Below are 11,711 nucleotides of genomic sequence, written 5' to 3' on the forward strand. Positions count from 1 at the left end.
GGGTATTCGCATTTAAATCCGGTTTGGATAAGAGAATGGTAGTCAGGTTAGGTCTGCACATTCGACTCGATTGCGTCCATTTTGCTTGGCTTGATAAAGTGCCTTATCTACGGCAGCAAATAGTTGGTTTAAGTACCCTTCCAGATCGTCCGGTTCCTGCTCATGATCAAAATCCTCAATGGATATAATCCCCATGCTTATCGTTATGGAGACTGGTTCAACCTCATGCTCTACTAAAATGCGGTTCGACTCTACCGAAAATCTCACTCGTTCCGCTAATTGGGTGGCTAACTGGCGCTTTGTATGCGGCAGGTAGATCATGAATTCCTCTCCACCGTACCTGGTTAAAATATCGGTGCTTCGAATGGCATGTTTGACGGTTTGAGCCGTACTATAAAGAACCTGATCCCCTACGACATGTCCATAGCGGTCATTAATCGCTTTAAAGAAATCAATATCAAAGAGTATAAGCGAGAACGGGGTTCTATATTGAATATTTGTGATCACTTCATGTGGCAACAGCTGGGTCAAATAACGGCGATTGTAGCAGTTCGTCAGGCTGTCCGTAAGCGCCATTTCTTTCAATTTCTGATTGGCTACGGATAACTCATTACGAATGCTATCCAGTGATTGATTTCGTTCTTGAAGAATTTTATTCTGCTGATTCACTTCGTTGACAAGATAGCGCTCTTGTGAAATATCCTGAAATGTAATTGTTCGGCCGATTTGCATCAGGTAAGAATCAACAATTGGAGAAACCTGTAGTATAAAATGATGTGCTATATCCCGCTCAATGATGATTTCAATTTGAGCGGAAGTATTTTCCTTGTGATTGTAATGATTCAGAAAGCCTCTACTATTTCCATCTACACGAACAGACCCCAGAAACTTCTCCATGTCAAAATGCTCGCCGAGCTTTAAATCTACAAAGAAACGTAAAGCTTTGTTGACTTCTATAATGGATTCATTCTCGTCCAAGACAAGTATTCCATATGGAATCGTATTGATCACATCCTCATGAGCAATGGAAACAAGATCAAAAACATTGTACCTTTTTATTACGATGACGAAGAATAGAGCAGAAATGAAAATCCCCAAGGAAGTCAAGCCTGGAATGATCGGTAGCCACTTACTTAGGACAACATTAAGAAGCAGGTCACTTAGAGCAAAAGTGGTCAGTACAAATATGCCCCAAAGCGTTAGTTTCACTTGTTTTTTTATGGTTAGTAAGGTTTTGGAAGAATTCAATGCCCGTATCAAAAAGTAGAGGGAAGCAAAAAAGTAGCCTAATAGAATAGCGATGACAACCCAAAACCAAGGGCCATATGCTCTATTTATGTAATCCCCTTGCAGCGGATAAACAAATAAGTTAAACGGATTTATGATCACGCCAGTTGCTGCAGTAAGAGCTGGTATAAACATTAGAAAGAGCCTCTTTTTTCCTAGTCCATCCGTATTTCCGGTTAGAAACATGGTAAGAAGCAGCCAACCGCCCCCGAGCAGAGAGAGTGAGAGAAAAGACAGGTTCACATAAAAAAGCTGTAATTGAGAATCACGTGTCACTTCTACAGCAAATTGGCAAAGTGGCCAAAGCATCATAAAAAAATGGAATAAGAAGTAAACCTTACGCAGGTTTGTAATCGTAACGGTAGCAAATACATATACAAATAAAATGAATAATAGGAGGAATAAATAGAGGTCATACCCTACTGATAAACTCACAATTTTTCTCCTTTTTGCTTCGACTACTGCGATATTGTTGAAAATTTTAGGGAAACAAATTTTATTATACAGCAAAAGGATGTTAGCTAGTTAAAATACATTTTGTAACTGATAAGCTCATCCATTTAACCAGGCGGTCATTGAGGGTTTTTTCAACAAAAAGTACAATGCAATTGACTAGTCGAAATGATAAATAGGGGAGGTTCATCCATTGAACATAGAGATAGGCAGTAAAATAAAAGCACTACGTTTGCAGAAAGAAATGACTCAGGAAGCGCTCGCTGCAAAGCTGAATATGTCGTCCCAAGCTATATCCAAGTGGGAAAACAATGTAACTATGCCTGATATACAACTGCTTCCTAGGCTATCCGTCACTTTAGGTGTCACCATTGATGAGCTGTTTGCATTAACCGATGATACCCATTTAGAACGGATTGAAAATATGATTTACAACGAACATTTCATTTCAAAAGATGATTATCACTATGCTGAACAATTTCTTAAAGAGAAGCTAAATGATGACGGAAAAAGAGCCCAATGCCTCACATTGCTAGCCGAATTGCACCTTCATCGTTCAGAGGAGCACCGGGAACTCGCGTCCCACTACGCAAAGGATGCACTGATGTTAACCCCTTACAAAAAAGCTAATCATAACGCTTTGCGGGATGCCGAGAATGGAGTCATTTTGGACTGGAACTTCTCAAATCACCATAAGCTGATAGAGTTCTATAATAATTTCGTGTCAAATCATCCGGATTACTGGCGAGGTTATGTATGGCTTATGAACTGCTTGATTGCAGATGGCAGGTGTGCTGAGGCCAGGGTGGTTCTGGAAAGACTGAATCAAGTATATTCCGGTTACTACATTCAGTTATATGAAGGCTTGATTTGCAAGGAAGAAGGCAACCTTTCTCAGGCACTCGATCTTTGGGATCAGATGACTGAGCTGCAGCCTCAGGATTGGGGAGCATGGACCTCTAGGGGAGACTGTATGGCAAAACTGTGCAAATACGACGAAGCCATTGAATGTTACTCCAAAGGTTACGAGCTGCAGCCAAGGCCAAAATATGCGGATGCTTTGATAGCCATTTATCACATCTATGAAATTCAAGGCAAGTATGATAAAGCTATTGAAAAGCTTGAGGAAGTCATAGCGTTATTGGAAAGTGATTGGAAAATCACGGAGGGCAAGACGGTTGACTTTTATAGAGGAGAAATTGAGAATTTAGTGCTGTTGCGGGCAGACAGATGACGCTCTTATCTTGGGAGGCCTGCGGGAAAAAAACTTTTGCAGGGCACCCTCGATAGGTGCCCTGTTTTAACGCTTTATGTCACTTGCTTTCCGATTATAAGCTGCTCATCAAACCTGCTTCTTTTCAGTGGCAAAATAAAGTATCGCAACGATCGGGAAAGCTATTCCAATCCATAACGCCGCACCCCATCCCCCCGTGGCATATATCCATCCCCCAATTGCGGATCCGATGGCACCGCCAAAAAAGAAAATAGCCATAAAAAGCCCATTTAGACGACTTCGAATTTCCGGACTCAGCGAGAAGAGCGCACGTTGTCCAAGCACAAGATTTGCGGATACACCGGCGTCCAATAATATGGCTGAAACGACGAGAATAGTTATTCCGGTGTATGAACCAGTATGGATCATAAGCGGCAACAACATCGAAATGACGACTGTTGCGAGTGCAATCCCCGTTCCGGGTTTAGTCCAGCCGCGGTCGGCCAACCGTCCAGCCACAGGCGCAGCTATTGCACCCGCGACTCCGACAAGCGCAAACAATGCAATGTCTTTCTGCGAGAAATGAAAGATCGGGCTGGATAACAGCAACGGAGCTGTTGTCCAAAACAAGCTAAAAGTCGCAAACACACATGCATGATATGCAGCCCGACGGCGTAAGATCGGGGTTGTTCGCAGCAAATGCCACATCGAACCGAGTAAAGCTGTATAGTGTGTGTCCGTCGAAGGTTTTCTTGCAGGGAGCACCTTTGACAGTACCATAGCCAAAATAATAATAGCTGCAGCAGACAAAGCGAATACGGCATGCCAGCCAAAGAAGTCGGCTACCAGACTCGACAAGGGACGCGAGAGCATGATTCCAAGCAGCAAACCACTCATGACATTGCCGACAACGCGGCCACGTGATGATTCAGATGCAAGGTATGACGCAAAAGGCACGAGTACTTGAGCAGCAACCGATCCTAAACCGATGACAAATGAAGCCGCTAAGAATGGAACAGCATGTTTCGACACCGCCGTGATGGCAAGGGCAACCCCTGTGAGAAGCAAAGATACGACAACCAACCTACGATTTTCGACGATATCTCCCATAGGTACGATAAATAACAAGCCGACTACATAACCAATCTGCGTTAACGTCACGATAAAGCCGGAAGTGTTTGCAGACAGCCCGATTGAAGAACTGATGACCCCAACCAAGGGCTGCGCATAGTAAAGATTAGCTACAATGATCCCGCATGCGGTAGCCAGAAGTAGGGTTAACCATGTCGGGATATTTTTCTCGATGATTTGTTTTTTTAAAACCGTCATATTAAGCAACTCCTTTTAATTTAAATACTGAACGTATAGTTTATAAACTTTATATTTCAAATAATATACTGTACGTTTAGTTTTGTAAATAGGTGAAGATCGCTTTATTTTTTATTCATTATTGGTATACTGAACGTATAGTTTATTTTTAACGGTTGAGAGATGTACTAACGAAAGGTGACGATGACGATGAATGGCAAACGAGGCAGGCCACGTAATGTAGAAGCGCAAAAGTCTATCCTTGCCGCATCTTATGAATTGTTGTTGGAAAATGGCTTTCAGGCCGTCACGGTCGACAAAATTGCCGATCGTGCCCAAGTTAGCAAGGCCACGATTTATAAATGGTGGCCGAACAAGGCTGCCGTGGTAATGGATAGTTTTCTGGATGCCGCCACGGCCAGATTGCCCGTGCCTGATACGGATTCGGCATTTAATGATATTCTTATTCACGCCACGAATTTAGCCCGGTTTTTGACAAGTCGGGAAGGGACCATTATTACGGAGTTATTAGGCGAAGGACAGTTTGATTCAGGATTGGCGGAGGCCTATCGAACTCGATTTTTCCGTCCGCGCCGACTTGAGGCAAGGAGTCTTTTGGAGAAAGGGATTCGGCTCGGGGAACTGAAAAAGGGCCTCGACCTTGACATCTGCATTGATCTCATTTACGGGCCGATTTTCTATCGTTTGCTAGTGACGGGAGACACATTGGACGAATCCTATGTGCAGCATTTAGTAATAAGCGCCTTTGAAGGAATCCGATAGATTTTTATTTGCATGATCTGCACGATAGGCTGACGATTCGGTGCCGAGGCCCTTCGAAAAGTCGGCTTTTTTTATTGATATAATAGGGTTTGTCAGGGTACAGACGCTTGGCGAATTCGATGACGAAGACCGCGATAATTTTTATTCCTTATTGGAAAGTGACTTCACCCATTCGAATTTTTTGTCGCCAATTATTCAGCAACTATTTGTCTCTGTTTACTCTTTTTACTCATAATAGCATCTTTGTTCCATCTTCCTGAAAAATAATACCAAAGACTGATTATCGTGGTTACAGCAAAACTGATAACGATGGCTAACCAAATACCGCGTATCCCCATGCTTGTATGTGATAGTAAGCCTGCAAGCGGAATCCTTATTACACAAAGCGAGATAAACGAAATCACCATTATAGAAATGGCCTTGCCTGCTCCGTTTATGATTCCATTGGATACATAGAATATGATCATGAATAAATATCCTACTCCAACAATCCTCAAATACTCTATCCCTGTTTGTATTACATCCACTTCATCAACAAATATGCGCATGATCGTTTCCGGGAAGCTGACACATAATACGGAAATAGCGGCAATCACCGGTATATTAATAATGATTCCCCACTTAAATATGCCCTTGATTCGTTCTAACCTCCCTGCTCCAATGTTCTGAGCAGTTAGCGTGGAGGCTGCCATCATCATCGCTATCGCAGGCATTGCGACAATCGAATCCAGCCTGTTGGCAATCCCAAAAGCCGCTATAGATGCTGCACTAAAGCGGACTACAAAAATAGTAATAAACGCATACCCCATAGAAACCAGCATTTGCTGTACAAACGAAGGTACTCCTATCTTCAGTATTTCCATTATGGTTTTTCTCTCAAACAAAAACCCGGAAGGGTTTATCGGTTCCTTCTTATATTTATGCTTCACATAGATCAATCCCAGGATCGTAGCTGCCCCGGAAGAAATTAATGAGGCAAGAGCTGCGCCATTAAGCCCCAATCTTGGTATTGATCCAACGCCCGTAATAAGGAGAGGGTCAAGCACTGCATTTATAACTGTAGATATGATGATAAATATTAAAGGGACAACTGTATCCCCGATTCCCCTCAAAACTGCAGAAATTAAGTAGGATAAATAGAGTCCTGCAAAACTCATAACACTTATTTTCAAATATCCGGTTGCAAGCTGCATGATTTCCTCAGGTGTTCCAAGCAGTCTGAGCATCGTTTTGGATAACAGCAATCCGCCTATAGTAACGATCAGAATCACCACAATGGCAATAGCCCATGAGTTATTTACTATTTTTTGAATCGTCGCACGGTCTTTCGCTCCATATGCTTTGGAAATTAATATGGAAGTTGCAAGGGTCGCACCGGAGCAGATTGCAACCATCGCAAGAAAAACCGGGAAGCTCACTGCAACTGCACCCACAGCGTCTTTGCCAAGCAATCTCCCCACCCAAATAGCATTAATGATGCTATAGCCGGTGGATACAAGATTGCCAACGAGTATGGGCAATGCCAATTGAATCAGGTGCTTCGGTATGCTGCCTGTGGTTAAGTCTTTTCCAAACTGGTTATTCAAAATAATACCTCGTTTCTATGCATCTTAGGGATTATGAACCAGATTTAATTCATCCAATACTTCCTTGACATACATTTTGATATTTTCATCTTCAAAGGGTACCTTCAATGCTTGCAGATTATATATTGACAATCCATAGGAAGAATCCGTAAGTTTATCTGCTCCGTTGCCTTCTAACCAGTCAAGAATCAGATAGTAAAAGGAACTTTCAAAAGCGAGTGCTGCTATTCTTTCGTCCGGAATATTTACCGGGTTATGGACTTTAAACCTCTTGAACCATTCTTCCATTGTCCTGCTAGACTCTTTTACGCTTTCAGACCTTTTTTTCTCAAATTCAGGATTAAGGCCTACAGCTTCAATCAACATAATTCTCGCCAATTCCCGTTTGCTCTGATACATCCAAAGATTAGCTGTAATCACACGTGTTAAATTCTTTGCAAGATTATAGTTTTTTGTATCTAAAACCCTCTGAGCAGTATCTTCAAAATTCTTTGCAATATTTAGGTAAAGCTCGGCAAACAGTTCCTCCTTTCCTTTAAAGTAAAAGTAGAAACTTCCCACAGAAATACTTGCCTCTTCAACAATGTCTTTTACTGTAGTGTTGTGATACCCCCTGTTAGCAAAGACTTTTGCAGCTGTATCCAAAATAAATTGACGTTTGGCATCCTTACGTTCCTGAGTCTCTTTTGAAGTCTTATACACAATTATTAACCCCTTTCCAAGCATAGAATGAATACTCATTCTATGCTTGATTGTAGTTGTGCTTGCTGCAAATGTCAATAAGGCACAGTAGCTTTTCCACGCTGAAAGAGAATTCTGGGCAAAGTCGAGAGATACAAAAAAGTGGGCTAAATAAGAAAAAAGTACCCCTTCAGCATATAGTTGAAGGGGTTTCGAAGTACTATTATTGTTCTTTAATAACCAACAAAACGCCAGTAAGGATTAGGATGGAACCCAGTCAGTTGAGAGACGTTAATTGCGTGCAATCGCGGTAAAACAAAAGGGGTCAGCAACATTAGGTCTAAGATCCCCAGCGCTTCCCACCCTTTTCTTAGGACGAGAGCCTTGGCCTGTTTTAATACTCTCCTTTAATGACAAAAAAAGAGCCCCGAATGGTTCCAGCTAGTTTCGACTTCTGCCTGGCAAACTTGAACTTTCCTTCTAACTCCTTTGGCACCTCCATCCCCTCAGAAAGCTTAAAGCCAACGGCCCGCTTCTTCGGATCATCCACCGTATACATGACGTTGACCCCAAGGCCATCCTCATAAAAAACATAAGCCATTTTGATATTTTCCACTTGAAAACGCGACGTTTCTAAAGGTTTGGCCGCAAACTCGATATCACGTTCTTTTTTCAAAATCCCGTTCACATAATCAAGGGTCTCTTGGCTTTCGCTTGCGGGTACAACCGTAAATTCATGCTTATATTTGTTCATAAAGTAACGGGCTTCATTCGCACGCAAACCAGCAAGCGCTTCTGCTACAGGTGAGGACTCTAAACCAAACGTAGACACATTTTTAAAATCAACGATATAGGACATTTCCAGCCCTCCTAAAAGTTTTGTGAGCGTTACTTCTTGAGCCTGCTTCGAGCAAAACTCGCATTGGAAGCATCACTTACCTCTTTATTTCCTAACAACCGGAATCCACATTTCTCCAAAAAACAGACCGTTCCGCTGTCCCATCACAACCGCTGCATTGGGCCCGCCAACATAGGCAAAATTCGTCGCTTCTGGCAAGACTTGACCAAAGGCAAGGCCAGTAAGCTTATTACTCAATTCATCGGCCGTCTCCCCTTCCCCCTTAACAACTAGGTATTCCCCCTTAGGAAATTGGATAACCCTAGATTCTTCTGGTGCTGGCGGCAATGCCTCTGTCATGACCCCTGCATAGTACATCAACTTGTTATTCACCGCTTCATTCACGGCAAAAACGTAGTCATTTGCAGCCATGGCCTTTAAAGTATCAATTCTTCCATCCTGGCTAACTGCCTGCCAAAAATCTAACTTTTCCTTGTTTAAACCAGCAAAATCTGTGTAATCACTCTTCAGTTCAGTTCCAAGACCAAAAACGATAAAACTGTCTTTTGACTCCAACGTATAATCCGCCATTTTTTATCCCTACCTTCTTTTTTCATGAGTCGAATAATTTGTCTGCTTTCCCTTGATGGGTATATGATAACCTTAAATGATGTCAAAAAATGATACTGTTTAGGAGTTCCAATGAAAAAAGTTGAACGGATTAATACCATCATGCGGTATATGAACAACCGGTCCCACTTTACGATTTCTGAAATCATGCGGGAATTTAACATCTCTCGTTCGACAGCGATTAGAGACATCAAAGAAATTGAGGCCTTGGGGATGCCACTGGTTGCTGAAGTTGGAAGGGACGGGGGTTATTTTGTCATGCGTAATTCTGTCCTTCCTGTGGTTCGCTTTACCGATAATGAGATCAAAGCCCTTTTCATTGCTTTTATGGCCACAAGAAATCAACAACTCCCTTACCTAAAGAGCCGTCAGTCATTAGCTGAAAAATTGCTAGGCCTCATTTCGGAAAACCAGCAGGATGACCTTTCTTTGTTAAATCAAATCTTGCTTTTTGAAGGGACCAACCCCAATAATCCCGACCTGCTTGATCTTTCAGACCTCCCCCACCCTATGTTAGAAAAACTGATCCAGCTCCTTCTTTTGGATAGCTATTTATGGATTACCCTCAAAGAAGAGAGCGTAGTAAAGTCTTATTCGATATTTCTCTTGCACCTATATCGTGAAAAAAGCGTTTGGTGGATTGAAGGCTTTGACTTAGTGGAAGAAAAGAGGCGGATTTTTCCCGTCGACCGTCTCACCGATATCAGACCCTACCCGACGAAAAAAAGATTAAGTAAGAAAAAAATTTTAGAAAAGCTAAGTAAGCAGGAGGAGGCAATCAACCTTGTCCTTGAACTTGGTCCAAAAGCGATTGCCCAGTTTAGAAAATACCATCCTTTAAAAGTTTCAATTTCCTATACGAATCCTTACCAAGCTACAGCCCTTCTAAGGACTTATATCCATGTTAATGAGCCCGAAGAATTGGCCGAAATGATAAACTGGCTGCTTTTTCTAGGTGGGGATATCAAGGTCAGAGAAGCGCCAGAAGAAATCTGGGAAGGTTTACAAGAGAGATTGAGCAGCTTTAAGCTTTAGTTTTAAGGAATGGAACTCCTATATCCTCAAAGGAGCGTCAGAACGATCTGCTCCCCGGAACGTGTAATTTTGTAAATGCCCTCTTGCATATCAACGCCATAATGCTTCTTGAGCAGCCGGTTTCCGTCGTAATCGCTCTCAACAACGACCAGATAATCGTAGCCGCTGAGCAGGTTATCCATATTGTCCTCATAGAACAAACAAATCCCGTCCACCTTCGGGGCATATAAGTAATACTTCCCGACATATTGCATGTAATAGTTCGTTACTTGCTGATCTCTATCCGAGGCGTAAAAAAGGTATTTGCTGTTATCCTCCTGGCCACCTTTGTACCACCGATCACCGGTAACCTTATAGACTTTGTACGGAAGCGTAGTTTCGTAGCTTTTGGCAATGGAAAGGATTCCGTTGTATTCCGATAACAGCAAGGTGGCGGCCACAGCTATACAGGCCATAATTCCTTTTTGATAGTATCCTTTCATTTTGACATTCTTAAAGGCGTGATAGTCGGGCACTTCGCCGATTTTGTAATGAAAAGAACGCTCCAGATCTACCATAGCGCACATCACCAGACCACCGACAAAGAGCACTACAATGCTCGATGCATAACGCTCAAAGCCGGCCAGTCGAATGGCTTCATCCAGCGGCATGGAGTAGAGATACAGCCCCAGGATTCCTGCATAATAGAGCAGCAGTACGAGATCAAGGGCAATCAGCGCTTTCCACAAGTTCCATTTCTTCTTCAATACAACGGCTGCAAAAATAGAAGCGGCAATCGCCATGAGCTCAAAGGCGACAATCCCCATCGCCGGCCGCGTGGTAAGATCGGTGCTGGACTTCAGAAATAGCGAAATAATGTCATGCATTTGCTCCGGGGTTTTTCCCCTCTCCATCCCCTGAAGACCGGAGGAAGAAACATTGAATTTGTTCTTAATTCCCTGAAAGACGGTCGCCATACGCCAGCTCCAACCGAAGTAAGGCAGCAATGCGGCGCAGATCAGCCCGCCAACAGCAAGCGCATTCTTCCAGCCGGGCTTACTCGGGTGAGTCAACCAAGTATAGATGAGGAAGACCAACCCGATGGCTGCAAAAATAATACCGGTGCTCTTCATGACCGTTAGCAGTCCCGCAAGTGGAAGAACTACAATACATGCTCGCCTAATCTCATTTCGAAACCGATAGACAGCCGCCAAGATAGCCAGCGCATAAATCGGGAGCAGGAAATCCACCAACAGGTTGGTGATGCGGATCGTAATATTGAAAAAGGAAAGCATGGAAAGGCCAAATCCGAGAAAAGCATATAAGAGAAAACGCTTCTTCTCCGATACGATGCCAAACATGGCATAAAAACAGGAAAAGATGAGCAGCCCCTGCGCGAATAACATGACGGACTCAGCATGTCCCGCAAAACGGCAAATATAATAGAGAAAAGACGAGACACCCAGCGGATAATTTTTAAAATCAATGAGACTTGAGGCTGGCGTTGGAAAGGCATCCGTGCTTAACATCACCTTCAGGACGATCGCCCAATGGGAAAAATTATCGTAGTGCGTCAATTTATTTTGGAATAACACCAGCAGAAAAATAAGGCTTCCTGCCAAAAACGAAATCTGAAAGATCGAAAAGGAAAAACGAAGTTTGGCCCCTTGGCGCAGCCGAAGAAACACGATCGCAGCATACGCAAACAGGCCCAGAATCATAACGGCAAGGCTGACCGCATAGAGCTGCCCTGCCAAACCACCTAAAAAAACTATACAGGCAATCGATGAAAATACGAATACAGGCGTAAACTCCCAGGGAAGTGAAAGTGTTTTTCGAACAAGCAGCATGTAACCCAAACAGGAGAATACCAAGAGGACTCCCATCAAAAATTGAAGTATGATCAGCATCTGTCCCT

General features: G+C 43.0%; 10 protein-coding genes. 3 read left to right on the plus strand and 7 right to left on the minus strand.

The features are described from left to right. Positions 1–42 precede the first annotated feature (42 nt). Positions 43–1,797 carry a histidine kinase N-terminal 7TM domain-containing diguanylate cyclase gene (locus ACFQ3W_RS08950; protein WP_379318811.1) on the minus strand — a complete coding sequence of 585 codons (1,755 nt, stop codon included), beginning with the start codon at positions 1,795–1,797 and terminating at the stop codon, positions 43–45. A 136-nt stretch (positions 1,798–1,933) separates the two neighbouring features. Here ACFQ3W_RS08950 and ACFQ3W_RS08955 point away from each other — a divergent pair, with 136 nt between their 5' ends. Next, positions 1,934–2,974 (plus strand): helix-turn-helix domain-containing protein, encoded by a 1,041-nt coding sequence (locus ACFQ3W_RS08955; RefSeq protein ID WP_379318813.1) that lies wholly within the window; start codon positions 1,934–1,936, stop codon positions 2,972–2,974. Positions 2,975–3,082: 108 nt separating this feature from the next. On the opposite strand, the gene ACFQ3W_RS08960 is transcribed toward ACFQ3W_RS08955, so the two are convergent. Continuing rightward, complete coding sequence (locus ACFQ3W_RS08960) at positions 3,083–4,282, minus strand: MFS transporter (protein WP_379318815.1); 1,200 nt, start codon at positions 4,280–4,282, stop codon at positions 3,083–3,085. A 189-nt stretch (positions 4,283–4,471) separates the two neighbouring features. On the opposite strand from ACFQ3W_RS08960, the gene ACFQ3W_RS08965 reads away from it, so the two are divergent. After that, positions 4,472–5,044, plus strand: coding sequence for a TetR/AcrR family transcriptional regulator (locus ACFQ3W_RS08965; RefSeq protein ID WP_379318817.1), 573 nt, complete (start codon positions 4,472–4,474; stop codon positions 5,042–5,044). 191 nt (positions 5,045–5,235) lie between these two features. On the opposite strand, the gene ACFQ3W_RS08970 is transcribed toward ACFQ3W_RS08965, so the two are convergent. From ACFQ3W_RS08970 to ACFQ3W_RS08985, 4 genes are all read right to left on the minus strand, one after another. Continuing rightward, a complete protein-coding gene (locus ACFQ3W_RS08970) occupies positions 5,236–6,630 on the minus strand; it encodes an MATE family efflux transporter (protein WP_379318819.1) in 1,395 nt (464 codons plus the stop codon). Between the two features lie 24 nt (positions 6,631–6,654). Continuing rightward, the gene (locus ACFQ3W_RS08975) at positions 6,655–7,410 is read right to left on the minus strand and encodes a TetR/AcrR family transcriptional regulator (RefSeq protein ID WP_379318821.1); all 756 of its coding nucleotides are present in this window, start codon (positions 7,408–7,410) and stop codon (positions 6,655–6,657) included. 295 nt (positions 7,411–7,705) lie between these two features. Continuing rightward, a complete protein-coding gene (locus tag ACFQ3W_RS08980; protein ID WP_379318823.1) occupies positions 7,706–8,170 on the minus strand; it encodes a phage tail protein in 465 nt (154 codons plus the stop codon). A gap of 84 nt (positions 8,171–8,254) precedes the next feature. Beyond that, positions 8,255–8,740, minus strand: coding sequence for a GyrI-like domain-containing protein (locus tag ACFQ3W_RS08985; RefSeq protein WP_379318825.1), 486 nt, complete (start codon positions 8,738–8,740; stop codon positions 8,255–8,257). 111 nt (positions 8,741–8,851) lie between these two features. On the opposite strand from ACFQ3W_RS08985, the gene ACFQ3W_RS08990 reads away from it, so the two are divergent. Then, positions 8,852–9,814 carry a helix-turn-helix transcriptional regulator gene (locus ACFQ3W_RS08990; RefSeq protein ID WP_379318827.1) on the plus strand — a complete coding sequence of 321 codons (963 nt, stop codon included), beginning with the start codon at positions 8,852–8,854 and terminating at the stop codon, positions 9,812–9,814. Between the two features lie 26 nt (positions 9,815–9,840). Here ACFQ3W_RS08990 and ACFQ3W_RS08995 read toward each other — a convergent pair whose 3' ends face one another. After that, positions 9,841–11,703 (minus strand): hypothetical protein, encoded by a 1,863-nt coding sequence (locus ACFQ3W_RS08995; protein WP_379318829.1) that lies wholly within the window; start codon positions 11,701–11,703, stop codon positions 9,841–9,843. Positions 11,704–11,711 lie beyond the last annotated feature (8 nt).

Origin of the sequence: Paenibacillus puldeungensis (assembly GCF_042678945.1) — a bacterium.
Classification (GTDB): Bacteria; Bacillota; Bacilli; order Paenibacillales; family Paenibacillaceae; genus Fontibacillus; species Fontibacillus puldeungensis.